Raw genomic sequence first — 23130 nt, forward strand, 5'->3', positions numbered from 1 at the left:
GAAGGGCATGTTGACATGCACCGGTAAAAATATCAAAGGATTACCATGACGCGACGCTACCTCGACATGAACCAGCACGATGCCCTCTACACGGTGGCACGCAAGTACCCCGGCGGGCTGGATGCGCTGGCGCGCGAACTGGGGATCTCGGTGAACGTCCTGCGCAACAAGCTGGCGCCGACCATCGCCTCGCACTACCCGTCCTTCGAAGAGGTCTCGCTGATCGTCGAGCGCTGCCACGCGGCCGGGGTAGCCGATGCCCACCTGCCGCTGCATGCGCTGCTGGTGCGCCACGGGATGGCCGCCTTCGTGGTGCCGCAGCCGGAAACCGCGCGCCAGGACGATTTGTCGCAGACCGTGTGCCGGGTGATGAGCGAAGTGGGCGCCGTGGCGGAAGCCGTGTCGAGTGCATTGATCGATGGTAGGGTTACCGAGCTTGAAGCCGACCTGATCGAGCGCAAATTTCACTCGGCCCTGTCGGCGCTCGGCGCCTGGCGCGCACGTTTACGCAACGAAGCGGACGCAGGAATCCATTGATCGGTCAGGAACGCAGCCGCGCCTGACTTGCCTCGGCCGCCTCCTCCTGCGCCTGCCCGCGCAGCGAGCGCAGGAACAGCCCCAGGCCGCCGAAGGCCAGCACCAGGATGCAGATGAGTTCGAAGGCCGACATGGTCCGCAGGTGCATATTGAGCGAGGCGATCACGCCGAACACGAGGCCGGCCAGCGAGCCGACCGCCAGCAGCCAGCCGATCGCGCTGCGGGCGTTGTAGAAGATCATCGCCACGCCGATGATCAAGGGAATCAGGATGATGCCGCCCGTGATGCCGACGCTGCCGAAGCCGAACAGGCGCGTACCCCAGCCGAAGGCCGAGCTGACCACCACGCTGTTGAGCAGCAGATAAAAGCCGCCGCACATCATCACCAGGCCGAGGAAAAACTGGCCGGTACCGCCGCTGGTTCCACCTGCTCCGCGCATCGTCGCCTCCGTATAAGAACGTGAATAAGGACAAACGGTCCAACTATAGCAAATAGATATCGCACATGGCTTCGGTTTTTCCGAAGTCAATCTTCCAAAAACTGCGCTTTTTCCGATGACGTGGCTACCGTATGCTTACGCCTTGGAAATATAACCTCTAGGGGTAAGCAATCATGAAACGTGTCTTTCTTTTTCTCGCAACCAACCTCGCCATTATGCTGGTGCTGGGCATCTCGGCGAGTCTGCTTGGCGTCAACCGCTACCTGACCGCCAACGGCCTGAACCTCGGCGCCCTGCTCGGCTTCGCGGCCCTGATGGGCTTTGGCGGCGCCTTCATCTCGCTGTGGATGTCGAAACCGCTGGCCAAGTGGTCGACCGGCGCCCGCGTGATCCAACAGCCGAGCAACGCCACCGAAGTCTGGCTGATGAATACCGTCGCGGCGCAGGCCCAGCGCGCCGGCATCGCGATGCCGGAAGTGGCCGTCTATGATGGCGCGCCGAACGCCTTCGCGACCGGCGCGACCAAGAACGCCTCGCTGGTGGCGGTGTCGACCGGCCTGCTGCAGTCGATGACGCAGGAAGAAATCGAGGCCGTGCTGGCGCACGAGGTGGCCCACATCGCCAACGGCGACATGGTCACCCTGACCCTGATCCAGGGCGTGGTGAATACCTTCGTGGTGTTCCTGGCGCGCGTGGTGGCGTATGCCGTCGACAGCTTCATCCGCAAGGACGAAGAGTCCAGCGGTCCGGGCATCGCGTTCTACGTCACCTCGATCGTCTGCGACCTGCTGTTCGGCCTGCTGGCCAGCATCATCGTGGCCTGGTTCTCGCGTCAGCGCGAGTTCCGCGCCGACCGCGGCTCGGCCCAGATCATGGGCACCCCGCGTCCGATGATTGCCGCGCTGCGCCGTCTGGGCGGTATCGAACAGGGCGACCTGCCGAAGAACATGGCGGCCTCCGGCATCGCCGGCGGTGGTATGCTGTCGCTGTTCAGCACCCACCCGTCCTGCGAAGAGCGCATCGCAGCCCTGCAGCGCGCGTAAGACGGACCCAGTAGGAGACCAGGGAACACATGCGGTATTCATTCGCGCAGTCCGCGCTGCCTGTACTGTTTGCGATCGGACTCGCGTTCGTGCTCCAGCACTTCCTGGGCTCGCTCGCCTGGGCCGGTCTGCTGGCGGTGATCACCTGGCCGCTGCACGAACGCCTGCTGCGCCGCGGCTGGCCGCGTCCGCTCAGCGCCGCGTTCCTGGTCCTCCTGCTGGTGGCCGCCTTTGCCGGCCCCTGCTTCCTGCTGCTGAATGCCCTGGGCAGCGAACTGGCGGGCGTGCAGCGCCTGCTGGCCCACCTCAACGACGCTGGGGTGCCGGTGCCGGCCTGGCTGACCAACCTGCCGATGGTGGCCGAGCCGGCCGTCAAATGGTGGAACGAGCACCTGGCCCAGCCGGGCGGCATCAGCAGCCTGGTGCGCAGCATCGTCGGCGACATGATGCCGCACCTGACCGGCGCCGCCCGCACCTGGGGCTCGATCATCCTGGCCAACGCGCTGTACCTGTTCCTGGCCCTGCTCACCCTGTTCATGCTCTACCTGCACGGCCCGTCCGTCGTGCGCCTGGTCGACCGCGCCGGCGAGCGCCTGGTGCCGGCCCACTATGCCACCCTGCGCCGGGTGTTCCCGCTGTCGGTGCGCGGCACCGCGCTGGGCCTGTGCTCGGTCGCCATCCTCGAAGGCGTGGTGCTCGGCGTCGCCTACGCCATCGCCGGGGCGCCGGCGCCGGCCCTGCTGGGCACCATCACCGGCTACCTGGCGCTGATCCCGGGCGGCGCGCCGCTGTCCTTCACCATGGTCTCGCTGCTGCTGCTGGGCCAGGGCCATTCGGGCGCCGCGCTGGGCCTGTTCTGCTGGGGCGCCGTCGAGCTGTTCATGGTCGACAAATTCATCCGTCCCAAGCTGATCGGCCAGCGCGTCAACCTGCCCTTCCTGGCCGTGCTGTTCGGCCTGCTCGGCGGCGTGTCGACGCTGGGCGTGATTGGTCTGTTCGTCGGCCCCTTCCTGATGGCGATCCTGTTCGGCTGGCTGCGCGGCGGCCGTGCGGACAATACCACTGACCATACCAATCATTCCCTTACCGATCAGTCGCTTAGCTAAAAGTTTCGCAGGATTGGTTAATACCAGTTAAATACCTGTTGACAAGCTTAACAGCCGCTCCTATAGTGCCCTGACCTTTCCAGGCACAACGGACAACAATGATCGACTTTCTGATAGGTGTCGACGGCGGCGGCACCGGCACGCGCGTGCGTCTCGCAGACAGCAAAGGCGCCGAAATCGCCCAGGGCGCCGGCGGCCCCTCCGGCCTCGGCCTGGGCATCGCCCGCGCCTGGACATCCGTGCAGGAGGCCGCCGGCCAGGCCTTCGCCGCCGCCGGCATCGCCCCGCCCCCGCTCGAGCGCATCGCGATCGGCCTCGGCCTGGCAGGCGTGCACAACAAGCAGTGGGCCGCCGAATTCGTGGCCGCCAATCCCGGCTATGCGACGATCCGCCTCGAAACCGATGCCTTCACGACCCTGATGGGCGCGCATGGCGGCGCACCCGGCGCCATCGTCGCGATCGGCACCGGCAGCGTCGGCGAAGTGCTGCGCGCGGACGGCAGCCGGCAGGAAGTCGGCGGCTGGGGCTTCCCGGCCGGCGACGAAGCCAGCGGCGGCTGGATCGGCCTGCGCGCCATCGGCCACATCGAGCAGGTGCTGGACGGCCGCCGCGAGCGCAGCGCCTTCGCCGACGACCTCATCGCGGCTTGCGGCGGCGGGCGCGACGCGATCCAGGTCTGGCTCGGCCAGGCCACCCAGACCACCTACGCCAGCCTGGCCCCGCTGGTGCTGCGACATGGTAGCACTGAGGCCGCCGATCCGGTGGCGCGCGCCATCCTGCTCGACGCCGGCAGCGAAGTCGCCGCCATCGCCCACGCGCTGGACCCCGAAAGCCGACTGCCGCTGGCCCTGTGCGGCGGCCTGGGCGCGGCCCTGCGCGACTTTTTACCCTCCGGCCTGCTGGCGCGCACCACCCCGCCGCAAGGCGATTCCGCAGCCGGCGCGCTGCGCATGATCATGAAAGCGATCCAATGAAAGGCAACATCCTCACCCCCGACGGCTGGATCCGCGGCGAAGTCCGCCTCAGCGCCGGTGAAGCGAACACCATCGAAGCCATCGACGGCCAGGCCTGCGACCCGCAAGACAACGGCGACGACTACATCCTGCCCGGCTTCATCGACCTGCACGTGCACGGCGGCGCCGGCCGCGACATGATGGAAGGCGGCGACGCCCCGCACACGATCGCGCGCCTGCACGCCAGGCACGGCACCACCAGCCTGCTGGCCACCACCATGACCGCGCCGGTCGAGGACATCGAACGCGCGCTGGACGCCATTGGCGCCGCCTGCAAGGCGCGCGGCAGGAACGAAGCGCGCATCCTCGGCGTGCACCTGGAAGGCCCCTACATCAACTCGGGCAAGCTGGGCGCCCAGCCGCCCTTCGCGCGCGAAGCCTCGATGGATGAAGTCAAGCGCTTCGACAGCCAGGCGCCGATGCGCCTGATCACGGTGGCGCCGGAGATCGACGGCCACCTGGCGCTGCTGAAGCAGATGGCCGATGCCGGCATCCGCGTGCAGATCGGCCATACCAACGGCTCCTACGAAGACGGCGTCAAGGCGCTGGAACACGGCGCGGCCGGCTTCACCCACCTGTTCAATGCGATGCCCGGCCTGCACCACCGCGAACCCGGCATGGCCGGCGCCGCGCTGGCGCATGCGCAGTACGCCGAGATCATCCCCGACCTGCTGCACGTGCACCCGGGCGCGATCAAGGTGGCGCTGCGCAGCATCCCGAAGCTGTTCTGCGTGACCGATTCGACCGCCGCCGCCGGCATGCCGGACGGCGAGTACATGCTGGGGCGCCAGGTGGTCCACAAGTGCATGGGCGGCGTGCGCCTGGCCGACGGCACCCTGGCCGGCAGCACGCTGACCATGGACCAGGCGCTGCGCAACCTGGTTTCGATCGGCCTCTCGATCGAAGACGCCTCGCGCCGCGTTTCCACGAATGCCGCCGACTACCTGGGCGAAACCCGCCGCGGACGCCTGGCGCCCGGCTGCTTTGCCGACCTGGTCGTCCTCGACCGCAACTTATGCATTAAAGCTGTCTATATCGAAGGAGAACGCTGTGAGTCTTGACACCACCTCGCTGATGCTGGAAGAAGCCAGGTCCGCCGCCGCATGCGTCGCCCTGCAACTGTCGCAGGACGTCGAACGCTACGCGGAACTCGGCGCGCGCCTGCGCGCAGCCAGTTTCAACAACGTGGTGACGGTGGCGCGCGGCAGCTCCGACCACGCCTCGAACTACTTCGCCTACCTGACCATGGCGCGCCTGGGCCGGCTGGTGACCTCGCTGCCGATGTCGCTGGTGACCCTGTACGACGCGCCGCTGCAGACCCAGGGCACGCTGGCGCTGTCGATCTCGCAGTCCGGCCAGAGCCCGGACGTGGTCGAGCCAATCCGCTACTTCCGCGACGGCGGCGCCACCACGGTGGCGCTGGTCAACGACATCGATTCGCCGCTGGCCCAGGCCGCCGAATGGGCGATGCCGCTGCATGCCGGCAAAGAAAAGTCCGTGGCCGCGACCAAGAGCTTCATCACCAGCCTGAGCGCCGGCGCGCGCCTGGTGGCCGAATGGCAGGGCGATGAAGAACTGAAAGCCGGCCTGCGCGCCCTGCCCGATGCCCTGGAAAACGCCGCCCGGGCCGACTGGTCGAAAGCGATCGACATCCTGGCCCCGGCCCGCAACATCATGGTGGTCGGCCGCGGCATCAGCTTCCCGGTGGCGCTGGAATCCGCGCTGAAGTTCAAGGAGACCTCGGCCCTGCAGGCGGAAGCCTTCTCCGGCGCCGAGATCAAGCACGGCCCGATGGCGCTGATCGAAGACGGCTATCCGCTCTTGATCTTCGCAACCCGCGGCCCGGCCCAGGCCGGCCTGGTGGCGCTGGCCGAGGAGATGCGCGGGCGCGGTGCGCGCGTGCTGCTGGCGGCGCCGCAGGACGTCGCTAGCCGCGACCTCGACCTGCCGGTGGCCGCCACGCCCGACCTCGACCCGATCGTCGCGATCCAGGCCTTCTATGTGATGGCGGCGCACCTGTCGAAGGCGCGCGGCATGAACCCGGACCAGCCGCGCCATCTCAGCAAGGTAACTAAAACGAACTGAGCATGAACGATTACAGGAAACTCGCCGGCCAGCTGATCATGATCCGGCTGTTCGGCACCGAACTCGATGCGGACACCGCCGGCTTCATCCGCCAAAACGCGATCCGCGGCGCCTGCCTGTTCCGCCAGAACATGACGGACGCAGCACAGCTCACGCGCTTCAATGCCGACCTGCTCGACGCCATGGGCAGCCATGCGCTGATCGCGCTCGACCAGGAAGGCGGCGCCGTGGTGCGTTCGCTGTGGGTGCCGCCGCCGCCGTCGGCGATGGCGCTCGGCGCCGCCGACGACACCCAGCTGGCGCAGGAAGTCGGCGCCGCCGTCGCGCGCGCCGTGAAGTCTATGGGCTTCAACTGGAACTTCGCGCCGGTGCTGGACCTGAACAACAACCCGCGCAATCCAGTCATCGCCGAGCGCTCCTTCGGCGCCGACCCGACCCGCGCAGCCGAACTGGCGCGGGCCTGGATGGACGGCAGCGAGCGCGAGGGCGTGGCCTGCTGCGTCAAGCACTTCCCGGGCCACGGCGACACCCACGTCGACTCGCACCGCGACCTGCCGACCGTCGATAAAAGCCTGGCCGAGCTGGAGCGCTTCGAGTTCGCGCCCTTCCGCAGCGCCGCCCCGCATGCGCCGGCCGTGATGACCGCCCACATCGTCTATCCGGCCCTGGATCCGCACAACCCGGCCACCATGTCGCGCGCCATCCTCACGGACCTGCTGCGTGACAAGATGGGCTACCAGGGCGTGATCATCACCGACGGCATGGACATGCACGCCATCGCCCACCGCTACAGCGCCGGCCAGGCCGCCGTCAACGCCCTGGTGGCGGGCGCCGACATGGTGATGGCGATCGGTTCGCGCGCGACCCAGGAAGAGACGCTGGATGCGATCGCCGCGGCGATCGAAGATGGTCGTCTGCCGCTGGCGGAGGTCGAGGCGCGTCTGGCCCGCCTCGACAAGCTGGCGCAAGCCCATCCGGCCGGCGGCGCGTCCTATTCCGCGCAAGCCGAAGCGGCCGACCGCGCGCTGATGGCACGTGCCTGGCAGCGTGCGCTCACTGCGCGCGGCAATCCGCAGCGCCCCGTCCCCGGCAGCCATGTGCGCCTGGTGGCGCGCCAGGACGTGGTCAGCGACGGCGTCTCGGAAGCCGGCGTGCCGGCGGCAAACATCGCCGCCTCGCTGGGCAAGCTCTACGAGGTCGAGCTGGTGACCTTTGCCGATCCGGAAAGCTTCGACTGGAGCGCGCTGCCGCAGGACGGCCGCTTCACGATGCTGGCCTCGACCTCGCGCCGCCGCTACGGCCCGCATGCGCGCGCCACCTGGCAGCCGGACCTGCACATCGCCCTGTGGAACCCTTATCAGGCGCTCGACTTCGCGGCGCCGGCCCTGATGACCTATGGCTTCGCGCCGCCGGCGCTGGCGGCCGTGAACGCCTGGCTGGCGGGCGAGATCGAAGCGCAAGGCCTGTGCCCCGTGCCCGGTTTTAGCTCTTAATCAATTGCCGTTGTGCAGGGGCGGTAACGCATTGTAACGTCGCGTTCGCCGCCGGCGCGGCTGCGGCACAATTGTCCGGCCCTCCCACGCGGTTTGTGGGAGAATGCACGCTTTGTCCGATTTAGTTATCAAAAGAAAAGGATTATTCATGTCCCAATTCCGTTTTGCCCGCCTCGCCGTGATGCTGGCCGCTATCGGCCTGAACGCCGCCCCTGCCCTCATGCAAGGCGCCGTTGCGCAAGACAAGAACGCACAGGCCGCCGCCGCTGCCCAGCCGAAGCCGGACACGGTCCGCCCGGAATTGTTCAAGCTGCTCGACCCGGCCCAGGTCAAGCCGCTGATGGACGCGAAGAACTACGGCGAAGTGCAGAACCGCATCACCCAGGCCGAAGCCTTCCCGGACAAGAGCCCGTACGAAACCTACGTGCTGAACCGCATGAAGCTGTCGCTGGCCACCGCCAAGGGCGACGACCAGGGTTCGATCGCCGCGCTGGAAGCGATCGTCGCTTCGGACAAGCTGCCGGCAGCCGACAAGCCGCAATTCACCCAGGCCCTGGCCGGCATGTACTACAACGCCAAGAACTACCCGAAGGCGATCGAGTGGTTCAAGCGCTTCCAGGCTGAAAACCCGAACTCGGACGCCGCCACCGGCCCGCTGGTCCGCTCCTACTACCTGAGCGGCGACTACGCGAACGCGATGAAACTGCTGCGTCCGCAACTGGAAGCCGCGCAACAGGCCGGCAAGACCCCGTCCTCGGAAGACCTGCGCCTGTACGCCTCGGCTGCGGTCAAGGTCAAGGACGATGCCGCCTACCAGTACGGCCTCGAGCAGCTGATCACCTACTACCCGAACGACGACGTCTGGATGGACGCCATCTACCGCGGCGTGGTGCGTAAACCAGGCTTCAACGAAGCCAACTACCCCGACGTGCTGCGCCTCGAATTCGCGGCGGTCAAGGTGCTGACCCCGGAGATGTACACCGAGCTGGCCGAGCTGGCCCTGAAGGACGGCTTCCCGACCGAAGCCAAGAAGGTCGTCGACGCCGGCTTCGCCGCAGGTGTCCTCGGCACCGGCAGCAATGCTGCCCAGCACCGCCAGCTGCGCGACCGCGCGACCAAGGAAGCCGCCAACGATGCCAAGAACATCGCATCGGGCGAAGCCTCGGCCGCCAAGTCGAAGACCGGCGCCGGCCTGGTCAACCTGGGTTGGGCCTACGTGACCATGGACCAGTTCGACAAGGGCATCCCGTTCATCGAACAGGGTATCGCCAAGGGCGGCCTGAAGGTGCCTGACGAAGCCAAGCTGCGCCTGGGCCTGGCTTACCTGCGCGCCGGCCAGAAGGACAAGGCCATCTCCACCCTGCAGACCGTGAAAGCGGGCGGCGGCCTGTCGGACATCGCCAGGTACGCCATCGTGCTGGCGAACCACCCGAATCCGGGCGGTAACAACACCAGCAAATAACAGCAAGTAAGCTGCTTCGGCAGTTCTTGAGAGGCGGTGCGGTCCTGCAAAGGCGCACCGCCTTTTTCTTTGCTCGGTTAGCTGGCGAACCGGCTTGATCCTTTGTCCAGGACATAATCCTACGGATCGCATCCGACAGGACCGGCCATGACCATCGTACGCAAGGGGCAAGCGCCCGCCAAGCTCGACCGTAACGAATTCCGCCTGCGCTTCTCGCGCAACTTCTTCGACCCCGCGTACGAGAACGTCGGCCACGAACTGGCCGCGGTCGAGGAAGTCGCCTGGCAGGCCTACGTCAACTCGCACAAGGCGCCGGTGACGGTGAAGGCCGGCCCCGGCTTCGCCGACCCCGACTACGACCTCTCGGTCGAGTGGAAAGAAGCGCACGACCGCCTGCTCGCCGCCGAAGCCAAGCAGAAGGACCGCAACACGCTCAGCCGCATCCTGCTGATCAACGGCGCCGCGCGCAACGACGGCAGCTGTCCAAGCGAGATCTCGAAGACCTGGCGCCTGACCAAGATGTGCGAAGAGGTGCTGCTGGCCGAGGGCTTCGACACCGACGTGCTCGATCTCTCCCTGCTGATCTCGGACTACGACCGCCACATCCATCCCTGCAAGGCCTGCGTGTCGACCGCGATGCCGCTCTGCCACTGGCCTTGCAGCTGCTACCCGAACCACTCGCTGCACCAGAACAACGACTGGATGAACGAGATCTACGAGAAGTGGGTGGCGGCGCACGGGATCATCATCCTGACCCCGGTCTACTGGTACCAGGCGCCGGCCGTGCTGAAGCTGATGATCGACCGCCTGGTCTGCGCCGACGGCGGCAATGCCGACCCCAGCTCGACCCATGGCAAGGAAGCCGAAGAAGCCAAGGCGCTGGAAAAGAACTGGGACTATCCGAAGCACCTGGCCGGCCGCGCCTACGGGCTGGTGGTGCATGGCGACGTCGCCGGCATCGAAGGCACCCGGCGCTCGCTGTCGGACTGGCTGGACTGGATGGGCCTGATCTCCGCCAGCCCGACCTCCCAGCTCGACCGCTTCGTCGGTTATTACGAATCCTATGCCGACAGCCACGACACGCTGGACCGCGACACCGCCTTCCAGGAAGAGGTGCGCAACGTCGCGCGCTCGGTCGGCACGGCGGTGCGCGACATCCGTTCCGGCAAGCTGATACAGCCGAGCCGGGGCACCAGCAACCCACGCCCAAAATAAGCGGCCTTTTTTGGTATTATCGGCGGATTACATATAAATATCCGCCGCATGTCCACTCTCGCGCAGTTGATGCACCACCTCTCCGCCACCAGCAACCTGCCGCTCTACCAGCAGTTGCAACGCGCCCTGCGCGAGGCGATCGACCGCGGCATCTACGGCCCGGCCGAAGCCCTGCCGGCGGAGCGCCAGCTCGCGTCCGAGCTCGACATCTCGCGCATCACCGTGCGCAAGGCGATCGACGGCCTGGTCGAAGAAGGTTTGCTGGTGCGCCGCCCGGGCTCGGGCAATTTCATCAACACGCGCATCGAAAAGAACTTCGCCAAGCTGACCTCCTTTTCCGAAGACATGCGCTCGCGCGGCCGCACCCCGCGCAGCGTCTGGCTCAAGCGTTCGGAAGGCACCGTGACGCCGGAAGAAGCGCTGCGCCTGCGCCTGTCGCCGGGCGCGGCGGTGTACCGCTTCCACCGCATCCGCTACGCCGACGACATGCCGATGTGCCTCGAATACGCGACCATCGCCGCCTCCGCCCTGCCCTCGCTGGACGCCGTCGACACCTCGATGTACGAGGCGCTGGAAGCGGCCGGCAAACGCCCGGTGCGCGCGCTGCAGCGGCTGTCGGCGCTGCTGCTGAACGCCGAGCAGGCCAAGCTGCTGCAATCGAAGGAAGGCGATGCCGGCCTGTGCGTGGAGCGGCTGGGCTTTCTGCCGGATGGGCAGGCGATCGAATTCTGCCGCTCCTACTTCCGCGGCGACATGTACGACTTCGTGGCCGAGCTGAGCGCGGCCTGATCCGCATGGCGCTCGCCTTCGATCAGGACACCATCGAGGAAGCCCGGCGCTTCAACCGCAAGCTGGCGTGGGCGCCGCGCTTCAGGATCCGCAACCGCTGGACGCCGCGGCTGGCGCAGGCCCTGCTGCGTCTGGGGCAACTGCGCCCCGAACCGTCGCTGGCACGCGTCGGCGTGCGCGCCGAACAGGCGCTGGCGCTCATGGACGGTTTGCGGGTGCCGCTCCGCATCCTGCGGCCCGCGGGGACGGTGCGCGGCGTCGTGCTCGACATCCACGGCGGCGGCTGGGTGATCGGCAACGCGCGCATGAACGACAAACTGAATGCGGCCATCGCGGCTGCCTGCGGCGTGGCGGTGGTGTCGGTCGATTACCGGCTGGCCCTGGACGCGACCATCGAAGAGATCATGGACGATTGCCTGGCCGCCGCGCGCTGGCTGCTGCAGGGCGGGCTGCCGGCATGCGCTGGACTGCCGGTGTTCCTGGTCGGCGAATCGGCGGGCGGACATCTTGCGGCCGCGACTTTACTACGACTCAAGGCGTGGCCAGCGCTGCTGCAGCAGATCGCCGGCGCCGTGCTCTACTACGGCGTGTACGACCTGGCCGGCACGCCCAGCGTACGCCAGGCCGGCCCGGAGACGCTGGTACTGGACGGCCCCGGCATGGTCGACGGCCTGCGCATGCTGACGCCGGACCTGAGCGACCCGGCGCGGCGCCAGCCGCCGCTGTCGCCGCTGTATGGCGCGCTGGACGGCCTGCCGCCGGCGCTGATGTTCGTCGGCGAACTGGATCCCTTGCGCGACGACACGGTCATGCTGGCGGCGCGCTGGCGCGAGGCCGGCGGCGCGGTCGAGATGCACCTGCTGCCGGAAGCGCCGCACGGTCTGATCCACTTCCCGACCCGGATGGCGCGCCTGGTCACGGCCCGCAGTCATGGCTGGATCCGCGAGCGGCTCGAGATCGCCGCGCGCGTCCCAGCCCGCTGAAAACAAGCTGCCTTACATCGCCGTCAAACCACCATCGATCGCCAACTGGTGACCGGTAACAAAAGAAGCCTGCTCCGAACAAAGCCACAACGCCGCGCTGGCAACTTCCGCCGGCTCGGCGATGCGCCCCATCGGGTGCGCAGCCTTCAGTTTCTTGTCGCGGCCCGGCTCGCGCTCGAGCATGCGCGCCAGCATCGGCGTCTTCACCGCGCCCGGGCACAGGCTGTTCACCCGGATGCCGGACTTGGCATACTCCACCGCCGCGGTCTTGGTCAGGCCGATCACCGCATGCTTGGAAGCCGCGTAGATGGCGCGGTTCGGCACCGCCACCAGGCCGCCTGCGTCGGCCACGTTGCAGATCGTGCCGCCGCCTTCCTGCTTCAGCATCTGGCGCAGCTGGCTCTTCATGCACAGCCAGACGCCCTTGACGTTGACGTTGACGATGCGGTCGAACTGCTCGTCGTCGCCCTCGGCCAGCGGCTGCGACTCCTCCTCGGTGCCGGCGCCGTTGACGGCGACGTCGATGCGGCCGTAATGGGCCACCGCCTTATCGATCAGCGCCTCGACCTCGCTGGCCACCGTTACATTTGTTTTAACGAACAGCGCCTTGCCGCCGGCTTCCACGATCAGTGCCGCGGTCATGTGGCCGCCGTCGACGGACATATCGGCGACGACGACGCAGGCGCCTGCGCGCCCGAATGCCAATGCCATCGCGCGGCCGATGCCGCTGGCGGCGCCCGTTACCAGCACAACCTTGCCGGCATAAGAAATCCCGCTCGGCGGCTGTTTGGTCATGCCCTTCATGATGCTTCCTTTACAATATCCCGACGCAACGTTTGCTGCCTGTTAGAAATACTTCTCACAGGCAAGATCATAGCGCCCAAGCGGGTATTGACCAAGTATCTCAGCCATTTTCGAGATATTGAACAGCTGAGTGTTGCATTCATGCGCCTTTCAATGGGCGGGCTTGGCCTTGGACTGGTCGCCCGCCATCACCACCGACAATTTGGCCGGGTCGATCGCCTTGCGGAAGGCCGCGTTCAATTGCGGCAGCGTGACCGCCATCATGCGTTTCTCGAAATCGGCCGACCATTCGTAGGTCTGGTCGCGGTACAGGTAGGAAGTCCAGCCGGCGGCCAGGGTACCGTCGTCGGCGCGGTTCTGGATCCTCTGTTGCATGAGACCGGATTTGGCGCCCGCCAGTTCCGCCGCCGTGAAGCCGTCCTTGAGCGCGCGCGCCAATTCCTCGCGCACGGCGACGTCGACCTTGGCCAAATTCTGCGGCGCGGCGATGGCGCTGACCGCGAACATGCCGGCACGGTCGCGCTCGCCTGCCGCCAGCTGGGTGCCGCCGCCGTAGGACAGGCCCTCCTTCTGGCGGATGCGGTCGAGCAGGCGCGATTTCAGCCCGCCTCCGCCGCCGAAGATATAGTCGGCCAGCATCAGGGCCGGGTAGTCGGGATCGTCGACGTTCAGGTCGAGATTCATACGCGCGGCGTAGAACCCGTTCTCTTTGTCGGGCGTGTTCAACATTTGATGTATGGGCGCGATCTCCGCATGCTTGCGCAGCACCGGCGCCACATGCATCGGCGCCTTCCACTGCCCGAACAATTGGTCGACCAGAGGCACGATCTCCTTCGCATCGAAATCGCCGACGATGGCCAGCTCGGCCGGATTGGTGCCGTAGAAATCGCGGTGGAAGGCTTTCACCTGGTCCAGGGTCGCCGATTTCAGGTCGGCGATGTCTTCGTCGAGCGTGGTTTCGTGGCGGATGTCGCCTTTCGGGTAGATATCGAAATGCTCGTTCAGCGCGCGCGAAGCGACGTTCGGCGGTTCGCCGCGGCTGGCTTCCAGCGCCACCAGCGACTGCTGGCGCAGCTGCTCGAATTCGGACGCCGGGAAGCTTGGCTCCTTCAGTACGTGGGCGGCCAGCTTCAGGGCGGCCGCCAGGTTCTCGCGCGTGGTCTGGAAGTGGGTAATGCCGCCGGCCACCTTCAGCTTTTCGAAGGCGTCGGCCAGCTGCACGCGGTCGTACTGCGTGGTGCCGCGCGTTAGCATGGCGGCGGTCAGGCCCGGCACCGCGCCCTTGCCGAACAGGTTCTGCTCGTCGCCGAAGTGCTGGCGCAGATCGACCGTGACGGTCTGGCCGCGGTTCTTCTTCGGCAGCAGGGCCAGCTTGACGCCGCCCGCCGTGGTGAGCGTGGTGCGCTTCATGATGTTGGCCTGGGACGGCTCGAAATCTTCGGCGCTCAGGTTCGAGGCTTGCGGCTTGAAGTCCTTCAGCAGGCTTTCCACGCTCGGCGCCGGCGGGATCACGGCACGCTGCGGCGCGTCGTCCGGCAGGAAGGTGCCGGTGACGCGGTTGTCGCGCTTGAAGTAGCGCCCTGATGCCTCTGCCACTTGCGCGGCGCTGATGCTTTCGATCTTATTGCGGCCGACGAAGAACAGGCGCCAGTCGCCCAGCGCAATCGTCTCGGACAGCGCCACGCCGACTTGCGCGGGATCGTTCAGGCTGCGCTCGATGCTGTTCAGGTAGGCGCGCTTGGTGCGCTCCATTTCCTCGGCGGTGGGCGGATGTTTGCTGAAATCCTCGACCGCTTCGGTCAGGGCCGCGCGGACCGGCTCGATCGGCTCGCCCTTCTTGACCACCGCGCCGAAGAATTGCAGGCCGGGCGCGTAACCGGTCTGGCCGAAAGCGAACACCTGACTCGCCTTGCCGCTGTCCACCAGCAGCTTGTGCAGGCGGCCGGTCGGCACGTCGCCGAGGATGCTGGAGGAGAAGCTCAGGATGTCGCTGTCGTCGTGCAGGCCGGACGGCACCTTGTAGCCGACCGCGACGATCTGCACGTCGCCCTGGCGCCGTACGGTAAAGCTGCGCTCGCCGTCCTGGGTCGGCTCGACGGTCCAGAACTCGGGCAGCGTACGCTTCGGCTTCGGGATCGCGCCGAACAGCCGGCTGATCGAGCGCAGCGTCTGGTTCGGGTCGAACTTGCCGGCCACCAGCAGCACGGCGTTATCCGGCTGGTAATAGGTGTGGTAGAAGTCCTGCAGATTCTTGATCTTGACGTTCTCGATGTCGCTCTTGTTGCCGATGGTCGAGCGGCCATACGCGTGCCAGTCGTAGGCCACGCTCTGCATGCGCTTCATCAGCACGGAACCCGGCGAATTCTCGCCGTTCTCGTATTCGTTGCGCACGACCGTCATCTCGGAATCGAGGTCCTTCTGGGCGATGAAGGAATGGGTCATGCGGTCGGCTTCCATCTCCAGCGCCCACTGCAGGTTTTCGGGCGAGGCCTGGAACACCTCGTAGTAATTGGTGCGGTCCAGCGAGGTGGTGCCGTTGAACTGCATGCCGCGGTCGGAGAACTGGGTGGTGATGTCGCGGTGCTTGGGCGAGCCCTTGAACATCAGGTGCTCGAGCAGGTGCGCCATGCCGGTTTCGCCGTAGTTCTCGTGGCGCGAGCCGACCAGGTAAGTGACGTTGACGGTCACCGTCGGGCGCGAAGAATCCGGGAACAGCAGCACTTTCAGGCCGTTCGGCAGGCGGTATTCGGTGATGCCCTCGACCGATGGGCCCTGCACTACGCCCTTCGGCAGCGCATCCGGCGCCTTCTGGGCCCAGGCCGGGCCGATGCAACCGAGGCCCAGGCCGGTGACGATCATGGTTGCGGCCGCGCCGCGCTGCAGGAAGCTCGTGCTCATGTCACCCCGTGTGTGTTGTCAGGCCGCGCAGGTATTGCGCAGCGGCACAGCATGGTAACAGAGCGGGGCTTAGGCCTGGCTTACCGGGGTTCAAGGTTCAGCTGGGCTGCCTGTCGGTTAGTTGCAGTTTGCACGAGGTCGACGCGGCCGGCTCCCGGCGCCTACTGCCGCGCCCGCCTTTCATGCTGCTGCTGGTAGGGACTGATGCGCGACAGCTCTTCCATCTCTTCGGCCAGGAAGGTCAGCAGATCGTCGGCGCTGACGATGCCGGCCAGCGCCCCGCTGTCGGAGACGACCGGCACGCGCCGGATGCCGCGCAGGCGCATGCGTTCGATGGTGGCGTAGACGTCGTCGTTCTCCCCTGCCGTGAGCAGGTCGTCGGTCATGATGTCGCCGACCTGCAGGCCGAGCGGATCGAGGCCGAGCGCGATCACTGAGACCACGATGTCGCGGTCGGTGACGATGCCGACGGGGATGCGCTCGCCGTCCGGCTCCTCGACCACGACGAGGTCGCCGACATGGTGCTTGCGCATGAGGAAGGCCGCGCCCTGCACGGTTTCATCGCGCGAGCAGCAGACGGTTTCAAGGGTGCTGAGTTTGCCGACTTCCATGGCTGCCTCCATCGTCAGAGTTCACGCTAACTCTGAAAGATAGGACAGCTTTGAGAAAAGTCAAAGCTGCGATAGAGGATTAGACAGCAGGCTTTTGCTCGCCCGGCGGGGGAACGTAACAGGCCTCGACCATTTGCAGATCATTGTCCTTGGCGAAATTAACGACGAAGTGGTAAGCCAGCGGCTCGACGCTCTTGAGGGCATTGTTCACGACCACGGCCTTGACGCCGTTCACGACGGTCGGGTGAACATAGGGGGAAAACTGCAGGTGGGCGTTGCGGCCGCCGCTGCCTGGCGGCCGGAAGCATGACATGACGCCGCACAGACGCTCGGCCCAGTCACTCGGACGGAATTGCCTGCCCTTACTTGTCACGCCGAGAATGATGAACTCGTCGGCGCGTTCTTTCCCGTTTTGCGGTAACTCGGCCATAGTGCGATGCGCTTACTGAAACGTGAAGCGTAGATGAGAACAACCCCGGTATTATATCTTATAGAAGACCTGCGGACGAGCCTTTAGCGCGCGTTCGACAAACGTCCATGGCGGCGTTGGATGGTCTCGCCGTACTAGCGTACTGTCTTCGTGGTCCGCCACTGCGGCCATCCGCCTTGCCCTGAACGTTTGTCGAACGCGCTTAGGAACCGTCTTTATCCGGGGAATATCACCCAAGCAATACCGCACCGGAAAGCAGGAGCAGGAGCAGCATCCATAATAACAGTGCGCGCCAGACCAGGCCGACGGTGCTCTGGAGTGCGCGCACATTCGGCTCCTCGCCCGGCAGCACGTCGGCTTCGCTGTCCGAGAGGTCGACGGTGGCGGCGTCTGCCGTCACGATGCGCGGCGCGGTCTCGATCGGCGAGCCGAGGCGCACGCCCATGGCGCCGCCGCCGGCGGCCAGGATGATGCCGCGGGCTTCGTCGGACCAGCGGTTGGCGAAGTTGCGCCAGGCGTAGATGGCATCCTCGAAATTGCCGACCACGGCAAAGGCGATCGCGGTCAGGCGCACCGGAATCCAGTCGATCCAGTAAAAGGCGCGCGCGGCGAACTGGCCGAAGGCTTCGTTGCGCATGTGGTCCGGTTCGTTCCAGGCGCGCGCCAGGTACTCCGACACGCGGTACATCACGGCGCAGGCCGGGCCCAGCGGCATCAGGAACCAGAAGAACACGCCAAACACGTTGCGGTGCGTGGTGATCAGCGATTTTTCGACGGCCAGGCGCGCGATCTCGGTGCTGTCCATGCCGACCGTGTCGGTTTTCGTCCACTCGGCCAGCAGCGCGCGTGCGCCGGCTTCGTCGCCGGCGTGCAGAGCGAACTGGATCGAGGTGAAGTAATGGCTGTAGTGGCGGAAGCCCAGGGTCAGGTAGACGATCAGGACATTCCAGGCGAAGGCCGCGAACACCCAGCCGTAGTACATCAGCACCCAGTAGATGACGGCGGTCGGCAGCATCAGGCTGCCCATCATCAGGAACCAGCCCAGCCGGCCATGCTTCACCTGGCCCGCATTGAACCAGGCTTCGATGCGCATGGCGAAGCGCTTGATCTCGGCATAGATCTGGTTATCCGCGCGCAGGGGCTTCAACTGCTCGATGAGCAGTGCGCACAGGATGGAAAAAAATGTCATGTTTTGCGGAGCCTCATGTTGTTGCTTTACTTCATTTGCCCGCTACGATAGCGCAGAGGGCCGTTTGAGGCAACGTCAGGCTCTCAACAGGTGGAACAGGTTGCGCAGCATGCCGGCGGTGGCGCCCCAGATGAAGAAGCGCTCGTAAGGCATGGCGTAGAAGTTGCGCCGCCCTGCCCCTTCCGGCAGCTCGAAGGACAGACGCTGGTGGTTGGCGCCATCCATCAGGAAGGCCAGCGGGACTTCGAAGATCTCGGCGACCTCGTTCGATTCGGCGATGAGTTCGAAGGGCGGCGTGACCAGGCCGACCACCGGCGTGACCAGGTAGCTCGATGCGGTGATGTGATCGGGCAGCACGCCGACGATCTCGACGTGGCGGCGACGCAAGCCGATCTCTTCTTCGGTTTCGCGCAGCGCGGTCTCGATGGCCGAGGAATCCAGCTCTTCTGCGCTGCCGCCGGGGAAGCTGATCTGGCCGGCGTGATTGTTCAGGTGGGCGGTGCGCTGGGTCAGCAGGACGGTCAAGCCTTCCGGGCGCTGGACGATGGGGATCAGCACGGCGGCGCGGCGCAGCTTGGGGAAGCGCTCACGCAGGTCTTCCGGCAGCTCGGGCTCCCAGGCGGCCGGGCGTGCCAGGCGTGTGCGCAGCCAGTCGGCGCGCAGGCGTTCCGGTGCCAGCGCGGCTTCGCCGGCGATCGCATCGATGGGAAGACGCTGAGGATCGAGATGCTGTTTTGCCAAAATAGGCTCCGGAAAAAGAAAAAGGCATCCGTTCGGATGCCTTTTCCATGCTACTGACGCAATTACTGAGCGGCAGCGGCGGTCTTGCGGGTCGGCAGTTTCTCTTTGATACGTGCCGATTTGCCCGAACGCTCACGCAGGTAGTACAGCTTCGCACGGCGCACGTCACCACGACGCTTCACTTCGATCGAAGCGATCAGCGGCGAGTACAGCTGGAAGGTACGCTCGACGCCTTCGCCCGACGAGATCTTACGAACGATGAAGTTCGAGTTCAGGCCGCGGTTACGACGCGAGATGACCACGCCTTCGTATGCCTGGGCGCGCTTGCGGTTGCCTTCGACGACGTTGACGCTGACGACAACGGTGTCGCCCGGTGCGAAATCAGGGATGTTGCGGCCGAGGCGCGCAATCTCTTCTTGCTCGAGTTGCTGGATCAGATCCATTGTATGACTCCTGTAACCATCTTGCCGGCGCTGTACTTGTTTGCCCGGTAGAGGATGGGATTGAAACATGCGGGTTGTTACGCCCGCCTTTGCGCCGACATGGCGCAAATACTATTCGGCAGGGCTGTTCCGCCCCGCCAGGAACTTTTCGTCGGCCTTGCTCAGCTGACCGGCGCTGCGCGCCTTGTCCAGCAGATCGGGCCGTTTCTTCGCAGTCGCTTCGAGCTGCTGCTGTCGGCGCCACTTCATGATCTCTGCATGGTTGCCGCCCATCAGAACGGGCGGCACGGCCACGCCTTCGTACACTTCCGGCCGCGTGTAGTGCGGCGAATCCAGCAGGCCGTTGACGAAACTGTCTTCGACCGCCGAGGCGCCGTCGCCCAGCGCACCCGGGATATGCCGAACCACGGCATCCATCAGCGCCATCGCCGGCAGTTCGCCGCCGGACAGCACGAAGTCGCCGAGGGAAATCTCCTCGTCGACGCAGCGGTCCAGCAAGCGCTGGTCGACCGCTTCGTAGCGGCCGCACAGAATCACCAAACCGGGCTCGTCCTTCAGCGCCATCACGCGCTCGTGCGTCAACTGCTTGCCCTGCGGCGACATGAACACCACACGCGGGGCCGGCAGGCCAAGGTCGATCTGGCGCTGCTTTGCTGCATTGATCGTTGCTTCGAGCGGCCTGGCCAGCATCACCATGCCGGGGCCGCCGCCGTAGGGGCGATCGTCCACGGTGCGGTGGCGATCCTGCGTGAAATCGCGTGGATTCCAGAGCGACAGGTTCCACAGGCCCTGCTCGTGCGCGCGCCGGGTAACACCCGACTGCGTCAGCGCAGCGAACATCTCGGGGAACAGGCTCACGACGTCGAACTGCATCGTGTTAATAATCCAGGCCCCAATCCAGGGTAATCAGCTTTGCCTTCAGGTCGACAGTCTTGACGAACTGGTCCACGAAAGGCACCAGGCGTTCCTCGAGTTTGACCTCGGGCGCGTTTGCGTCGGGAACGGGCACGATGCGCAGAATCGACTGCGGACCGTTGCTCATCATGTCGGCGACCTTGCCGAGGGCTTCGCCCTGCAGGTTCACGGCATCCAGTCCGATCAGGTCGGACCAGTAGTATTCATCTTCCGGCAGCGCCGGAAATTCCGCCCGCGACACCTGCACCGTTGCACCCTTGAGTGCTTCGGCCTCGTTGCGGTCGGTGACATCAACCAGAGTGGCGGTAACATCGCCGCTATGGTACTTCGCGCTGCGCACCTGGACGGGACGCAGCGCCGGCTTGTCGAGCCACCAGGTTTTCACGTTCAGCAGCGCATCGGCGTCCGTCGAGTACGGCGAGACGCGGATACCGCCCCGGATCCCGTAGGCGCCGGCGATATGCCCGACCTGAACCAGGTCGTCAGGAATTGCTGTTGAATCGGTCAAACCAGTAAACCTTGATGCTGAAGCAGCTTAAGCAGCGACTTTCTGACCAGCGACCAGGCGAGCAACGGTCGGCGACAGTTGTGCGCCCACGCCTTGCCAGTAAGCCAGACGGTCAGCGGTGATGTTCAGGCCAACTTCCTTGCCCGATGCCATCGGGTTGTAGAAGCCGATACGCTCGATGAAACGGCCATCGCGACGGTTGCGCGAGTCGGTTGCAACGATGTTGTAGAACGGGCGCTTCTTGGCACCACCACGAGCTAAACGAATAACGACCATAATATTTCCAAAAAATTGTGCTGGACGGAGAAAGCCGACGATTATAGCGCGCCGCGCCGTGCCTCAGCAAGCATTTGTCAAAAAACCAAAAACCCGGCGCGCAGACCGGCCGAATCCAGCATTATCGCTTATTTTTTCCAACAGCGCCACAGCCAAGGGCTTTCCCGACCTTGGGAAGACGGCTGAAAACCACGAAAAATGCTGCTGCGGCCGGCGTTTTGGACGATACTTCAACTTTTCCTTTTCGCAACAGCCAGCCGAGCTCAGTCGTCGATGTCGAACCACAAGAACAAAACCCTCGCCACCGCCCTCGCCTTCCTCCTTGGCGGCTTCGGTGTCCATCGTTTCTACCTGCGCGGCGGCGTCGACCGGCTCGGCCTGCTGCACCTCTGCAGCTTGCCGCTGGCCGGCATGGTCTACGGCCTGGGGCAGGCGCCGAATCCTTTCTGGACCCTGCTGCCCGTCTTCCTCTCCTACATCGTCGGCTTCATCGAGGCGCTGGTCATCGGCGTGACCCCCGACGAGAAATGGGACGCGAAGTTCAATGCATCGTCCGGCCGCCAGTCGCACTCGAACTGGGTGCTCGCGGTACTGCTGGTGCTGACCATGCTGGTCGGCGCGACGGCGGCGATCGCCCTGCTGTCGCGCCTGTTCGACCTGTTATATACGGGCGGTGCCTACGGCTGAGCGCCGCCGCGTCCGGCTCACAGGCCCGGCGTCCACTTGTAATTCGGCAACACGGTCGGCGGGTTCGGTCCGGTCAGGATCACGATCTCGCGGTAGGCCGTGAGTTCCAGCGCCATCGGGTCGCCGGTGTAGCGCGTCAGCTTGCCGTTCTCGACCAGGTAGTAGCGGAAAGGCCCGCTCAAGCCAGCGACATTGGTACTGGTGAAGGGCTGGCGCCATAGCGAGAAGTACTGGCTCAGCATGAATTTCTTGCGCACATCGGTCTCGATGTGCACGACGCCCGAGCCGTCATGGGTGTGCAGCTCGTAGGTGCAGCCGCTGCGGCCTATGTTGTCCGGCATCGCCAGGCGGGTGCCGTTGCGGTAGATCGAGACCAGCGTGTGGATGTGGTAGTGCACGGTTTGCGCGCAGCCGACGCCGTCGATCGCTTGCCCGGTGCCGGTCCAGGTCGGCCAGTTCTGGGTGCTGGCGGCAGCCGCGGCATTCAGGTCGGTCGGCGTCTCCGCCAGGGTGACGGTGATGTCGGTGGGCGGCGCCGGATCGGTTGGCGTGGTCGGCGGGGTTGTCGGCGGGGTTGTCGGTGGCGTTGTCGGCGCCGTCGGGTCGGTGCTCGGCCCGGACGAGGCATCGTCGCCGCCACCACCACAGGCACCCAGGGCGGACAGTGCCGCCAGGGTGATCGTCATCTGCAAAATCCTTCGGGGCTGCATGGAAAACATGGGTCGCTCCTCCTCGGTTGAATGCGGATGAGCTGATTCTATGCAGCCTGGGTCAAGCCAAAGTTTAAGGAAATTCAAGTGTTACGGAATGCGTGCATAGCGGTCTGCACGGCGCAACAATTCGCGGACTAATGGGCGCGATACGGCGCAAAGCAGGCGGGCGCCGGAACAGCGTCGGCGCCCGTAACGCGGCCAGCGACAGGCCGCCGCGGCAGGATCAGCCGTGGCCCCTGTCGTGGCCCTTATCGTCATCCTTGCCGATCTTCTTGCTGGCATCGACGATGTCGTCGAGCAGGTGGTCCAGCTTGCGCACCGCGACACCCAGGCGCTCCAGCGCATCCTTCAGGAAGCCCTTGTATTCGTCGCGTTCCTTGCGGTACTTGCCCGCGGCCGCCTTCCACTCGTCGCGTTCCTTCTTGTACTCGTCGCGTTCCTGGCGGTACTCGTCACGCTCCTTCTTGTACTCGTCACGCTCCTTTTTGACCTTCCAGCACTTGTCGTGCTCGTGGCACTTGTCGCCATCGTGGTCGTGGTCGTGACCATGGTCGTGGTCGCGGTCGTCTTCATATGCCTCGGTACCTATGATGCTTCTCCTCATCGAGCCGACTCAGATTGGTTGGGGGCCGTGTGGCTCATGCGCGGCTTGTGTCCAAGTTAGTTCCGCATGGATGAGTCTGCTTTGCGCCAGACCAGATCTTTATGCACATGGCATAGAGGAAACGATTCGAGAAGGTAATAAAAAAG

General features: G+C 65.4%; 25 protein-coding genes. 12 read left to right on the top strand and 13 right to left on the bottom strand.

Translation table 11 applies throughout. The annotated features are described in order from the left end of the window. Positions 1–45 precede the first annotated feature (45 nt). The gene (locus NX782_RS06030; protein ID WP_258844522.1) at positions 46–537 is read left to right on the top strand and encodes a phage regulatory CII family protein; all 492 of its coding nucleotides are present in this window, start codon (positions 46–48) and stop codon (positions 535–537) included. 4 nt (positions 538–541) lie between these two features. Here the strand turns inward: NX782_RS06030 and NX782_RS06035 are convergent, their stop codons facing one another. Next, the gene (locus tag NX782_RS06035; protein WP_258844523.1) at positions 542–976 is read right to left on the bottom strand and encodes a hypothetical protein; all 435 of its coding nucleotides are present in this window, start codon (positions 974–976) and stop codon (positions 542–544) included. Positions 977–1149: 173 nt separating this feature from the next. Between NX782_RS06035 and htpX the strand changes: the two genes are divergently transcribed. The 10 genes from htpX to NX782_RS06085 all read left to right on the top strand — a co-directional run bounded on the left by htpX (position 1150) and on the right by NX782_RS06085 (position 12165). After that, entirely contained in the window at positions 1150–2019 is an 870-nt protein-coding gene (gene htpX, locus NX782_RS06040) for a protease HtpX (RefSeq protein WP_258844524.1), read from the top strand. 29 nt (positions 2020–2048) lie between these two features. After that, positions 2049–3125, top strand: coding sequence for an AI-2E family transporter (locus NX782_RS06045; protein ID WP_258844525.1), 1077 nt, complete (start codon positions 2049–2051; stop codon positions 3123–3125). Between the two features lie 98 nt (positions 3126–3223). Then, on the top strand, positions 3224–4099 hold the full coding sequence (locus tag NX782_RS06050) for a glucosamine kinase nucleotide-binding domain-containing protein (RefSeq protein ID WP_258844526.1): 876 nt from the start codon (positions 3224–3226) through the stop codon (positions 4097–4099). After that, positions 4096–5199, top strand: a complete 1104-nt coding sequence (nagA, locus tag NX782_RS06055) for an N-acetylglucosamine-6-phosphate deacetylase (RefSeq protein ID WP_258844527.1) — start codon at positions 4096–4098, stop codon at positions 5197–5199. Before NX782_RS06050 ends, nagA begins: the two co-directional genes overlap by 4 nt. Positions 5200–5212: 13 nt before the next feature. Next, complete coding sequence (locus NX782_RS06060) at positions 5213–6223, top strand: SIS domain-containing protein (protein ID WP_258844677.1); 1011 nt, start codon at positions 5213–5215, stop codon at positions 6221–6223. Positions 6224–6225: 2 nt separating this feature from the next. Next, positions 6226–7716: a beta-N-acetylhexosaminidase gene (nagZ, locus tag NX782_RS06065; RefSeq protein ID WP_258844528.1), complete on the top strand. Its 1491-nt coding sequence runs from the start codon at positions 6226–6228 to the stop codon at positions 7714–7716. A gap of 148 nt (positions 7717–7864) precedes the next feature. Beyond that, entirely contained in the window at positions 7865–9178 is a 1314-nt protein-coding gene (locus NX782_RS06070) for a tetratricopeptide repeat protein (RefSeq protein ID WP_258844529.1), read from the top strand. Between the two features lie 147 nt (positions 9179–9325). Then, the gene (locus NX782_RS06075; protein ID WP_258844530.1) at positions 9326–10393 is read left to right on the top strand and encodes a flavodoxin family protein; all 1068 of its coding nucleotides are present in this window, start codon (positions 9326–9328) and stop codon (positions 10391–10393) included. Between the two features lie 48 nt (positions 10394–10441). Then, positions 10442–11182, top strand: coding sequence for a GntR family transcriptional regulator (locus tag NX782_RS06080; protein WP_258844531.1), 741 nt, complete (start codon positions 10442–10444; stop codon positions 11180–11182). 5 nt (positions 11183–11187) lie between these two features. Further along, a complete protein-coding gene (locus NX782_RS06085) occupies positions 11188–12165 on the top strand; it encodes an alpha/beta hydrolase fold domain-containing protein (protein ID WP_258844532.1) in 978 nt (325 codons plus the stop codon). Positions 12166–12177: 12 nt separating this feature from the next. Here NX782_RS06085 and NX782_RS06090 read toward each other — a convergent pair whose 3' ends face one another. From NX782_RS06090 to rpsP, 10 genes are all read right to left on the bottom strand, one after another. Beyond that, positions 12178–12969, bottom strand: a complete 792-nt coding sequence (locus tag NX782_RS06090) for an SDR family oxidoreductase (RefSeq protein WP_258844533.1) — start codon at positions 12967–12969, stop codon at positions 12178–12180. 150 nt (positions 12970–13119) lie between these two features. Further along, positions 13120–15867, bottom strand: coding sequence for a M16 family metallopeptidase (locus tag NX782_RS06095; protein ID WP_258844534.1), 2748 nt, complete (start codon positions 15865–15867; stop codon positions 13120–13122). A 161-nt stretch (positions 15868–16028) separates the two neighbouring features. Continuing rightward, entirely contained in the window at positions 16029–16478 is a 450-nt protein-coding gene (locus tag NX782_RS06100; protein WP_258844535.1) for a CBS domain-containing protein, read from the bottom strand. A gap of 79 nt (positions 16479–16557) precedes the next feature. Next, a complete protein-coding gene (locus NX782_RS06105) occupies positions 16558–16908 on the bottom strand; it encodes a DUF3579 domain-containing protein (protein ID WP_258844536.1) in 351 nt (116 codons plus the stop codon). Between the two features lie 229 nt (positions 16909–17137). Then, a complete protein-coding gene (locus tag NX782_RS06110) occupies positions 17138–18097 on the bottom strand; it encodes a CobD/CbiB family protein (RefSeq protein ID WP_258844537.1) in 960 nt (319 codons plus the stop codon). A 75-nt stretch (positions 18098–18172) separates the two neighbouring features. Next, positions 18173–18838, bottom strand: a complete 666-nt coding sequence (locus NX782_RS06115; protein WP_258844538.1) for a CoA pyrophosphatase — start codon at positions 18836–18838, stop codon at positions 18173–18175. 62 nt (positions 18839–18900) lie between these two features. Continuing rightward, positions 18901–19281: a 50S ribosomal protein L19 gene (gene rplS, locus NX782_RS06120; protein ID WP_258844539.1), complete on the bottom strand. Its 381-nt coding sequence runs from the start codon at positions 19279–19281 to the stop codon at positions 18901–18903. A 111-nt stretch (positions 19282–19392) separates the two neighbouring features. After that, complete coding sequence (gene trmD / locus NX782_RS06125; protein ID WP_258844540.1) at positions 19393–20154, bottom strand: tRNA (guanosine(37)-N1)-methyltransferase TrmD; 762 nt, start codon at positions 20152–20154, stop codon at positions 19393–19395. Between the two features lie 4 nt (positions 20155–20158). Further along, positions 20159–20704, bottom strand: a complete 546-nt coding sequence (rimM, locus tag NX782_RS06130) for a ribosome maturation factor RimM (protein WP_258844541.1) — start codon at positions 20702–20704, stop codon at positions 20159–20161. Positions 20705–20731: 27 nt separating this feature from the next. Next, positions 20732–20980 carry a 30S ribosomal protein S16 gene (rpsP, locus tag NX782_RS06135; RefSeq protein WP_258844542.1) on the bottom strand — a complete coding sequence of 83 codons (249 nt, stop codon included), beginning with the start codon at positions 20978–20980 and terminating at the stop codon, positions 20732–20734. A 273-nt stretch (positions 20981–21253) separates the two neighbouring features. Here rpsP and NX782_RS06140 point away from each other — a divergent pair, with 273 nt between their 5' ends. Next, positions 21254–21667: a TM2 domain-containing protein gene (locus tag NX782_RS06140; protein WP_258844543.1), complete on the top strand. Its 414-nt coding sequence runs from the start codon at positions 21254–21256 to the stop codon at positions 21665–21667. Positions 21668–21684: 17 nt separating this feature from the next. Here NX782_RS06140 and NX782_RS06145 read toward each other — a convergent pair whose 3' ends face one another. Further along, positions 21685–22353, bottom strand: a complete 669-nt coding sequence (locus NX782_RS06145; RefSeq protein WP_258844544.1) for a hypothetical protein — start codon at positions 22351–22353, stop codon at positions 21685–21687. Positions 22354–22603: 250 nt separating this feature from the next. Further along, entirely contained in the window at positions 22604–22984 is a 381-nt protein-coding gene (locus tag NX782_RS06150) for a DUF4337 domain-containing protein (protein WP_258844545.1), read from the bottom strand. Between the last annotated feature and the right edge of the window lie 146 nt (positions 22985–23130).

Source organism: Massilia norwichensis (genome assembly GCF_024753245.1).
Taxonomy (GTDB): Bacteria; Pseudomonadota; Gammaproteobacteria; order Burkholderiales; family Burkholderiaceae_D; genus Telluria; species Telluria norwichensis.

Excerpts from the sequence above, each read along its gene's own strand:
- trmD (WP_258844540.1), bottom strand. The coding sequence starts at position 20,154 with ATGCAGTTCGACGTCGTGAGCCTGTTCCCCGAGATGTTCGCTGCGCTG.
- NX782_RS06085 (WP_258844532.1), top strand. The coding sequence starts at position 11,188 with ATGGCGCTCGCCTTCGATCAGGACACCATCGAGGAAGCCCGGCGCTTC.
- NX782_RS06095 (WP_258844534.1), bottom strand. The coding sequence starts at position 15,867 with ATGAGCACGAGCTTCCTGCAGCGCGGCGCGGCCGCAACCATGATCGTC.
- NX782_RS06060 (WP_258844677.1), top strand. The coding sequence starts at position 5,213 with ATGCTGGAAGAAGCCAGGTCCGCCGCCGCATGCGTCGCCCTGCAACTG.
- NX782_RS06100 (WP_258844535.1), bottom strand. The coding sequence starts at position 16,478 with ATGGAAGTCGGCAAACTCAGCACCCTTGAAACCGTCTGCTGCTCGCGC.
- NX782_RS06045 (WP_258844525.1), top strand. The coding sequence starts at position 2,049 with ATGCGGTATTCATTCGCGCAGTCCGCGCTGCCTGTACTGTTTGCGATC.
- nagZ (WP_258844528.1), top strand. The coding sequence starts at position 6,226 with ATGAACGATTACAGGAAACTCGCCGGCCAGCTGATCATGATCCGGCTG.
- NX782_RS06145 (WP_258844544.1), bottom strand. The coding sequence starts at position 22,353 with ATGACGATCACCCTGGCGGCACTGTCCGCCCTGGGTGCCTGTGGTGGT.
- NX782_RS06110 (WP_258844537.1), bottom strand. The coding sequence starts at position 18,097 with ATGACATTTTTTTCCATCCTGTGCGCACTGCTCATCGAGCAGTTGAAG.
- NX782_RS06090 (WP_258844533.1), bottom strand. The coding sequence starts at position 12,969 with ATGAAGGGCATGACCAAACAGCCGCCGAGCGGGATTTCTTATGCCGGC.
- nagA (WP_258844527.1), top strand. The coding sequence starts at position 4,096 with ATGAAAGGCAACATCCTCACCCCCGACGGCTGGATCCGCGGCGAAGTC.
- NX782_RS06150 (WP_258844545.1), bottom strand. The coding sequence starts at position 22,984 with ATGAGGAGAAGCATCATAGGTACCGAGGCATATGAAGACGACCGCGAC.
- NX782_RS06105 (WP_258844536.1), bottom strand. The coding sequence starts at position 16,908 with ATGGCCGAGTTACCGCAAAACGGGAAAGAACGCGCCGACGAGTTCATC.
- NX782_RS06050 (WP_258844526.1), top strand. The coding sequence starts at position 3,224 with ATGATCGACTTTCTGATAGGTGTCGACGGCGGCGGCACCGGCACGCGC.
- NX782_RS06075 (WP_258844530.1), top strand. The coding sequence starts at position 9,326 with ATGACCATCGTACGCAAGGGGCAAGCGCCCGCCAAGCTCGACCGTAAC.
- rplS (WP_258844539.1), bottom strand. The coding sequence starts at position 19,281 with ATGGATCTGATCCAGCAACTCGAGCAAGAAGAGATTGCGCGCCTCGGC.
- NX782_RS06140 (WP_258844543.1), top strand. The coding sequence starts at position 21,254 with ATGTCGAACCACAAGAACAAAACCCTCGCCACCGCCCTCGCCTTCCTC.
- rpsP (WP_258844542.1), bottom strand. The coding sequence starts at position 20,980 with ATGGTCGTTATTCGTTTAGCTCGTGGTGGTGCCAAGAAGCGCCCGTTC.
- htpX (WP_258844524.1), top strand. The coding sequence starts at position 1,150 with ATGAAACGTGTCTTTCTTTTTCTCGCAACCAACCTCGCCATTATGCTG.
- NX782_RS06035 (WP_258844523.1), bottom strand. The coding sequence starts at position 976 with ATGCGCGGAGCAGGTGGAACCAGCGGCGGTACCGGCCAGTTTTTCCTC.
- NX782_RS06030 (WP_258844522.1), top strand. The coding sequence starts at position 46 with ATGACGCGACGCTACCTCGACATGAACCAGCACGATGCCCTCTACACG.
- NX782_RS06080 (WP_258844531.1), top strand. The coding sequence starts at position 10,442 with ATGTCCACTCTCGCGCAGTTGATGCACCACCTCTCCGCCACCAGCAAC.
- NX782_RS06070 (WP_258844529.1), top strand. The coding sequence starts at position 7,865 with ATGTCCCAATTCCGTTTTGCCCGCCTCGCCGTGATGCTGGCCGCTATC.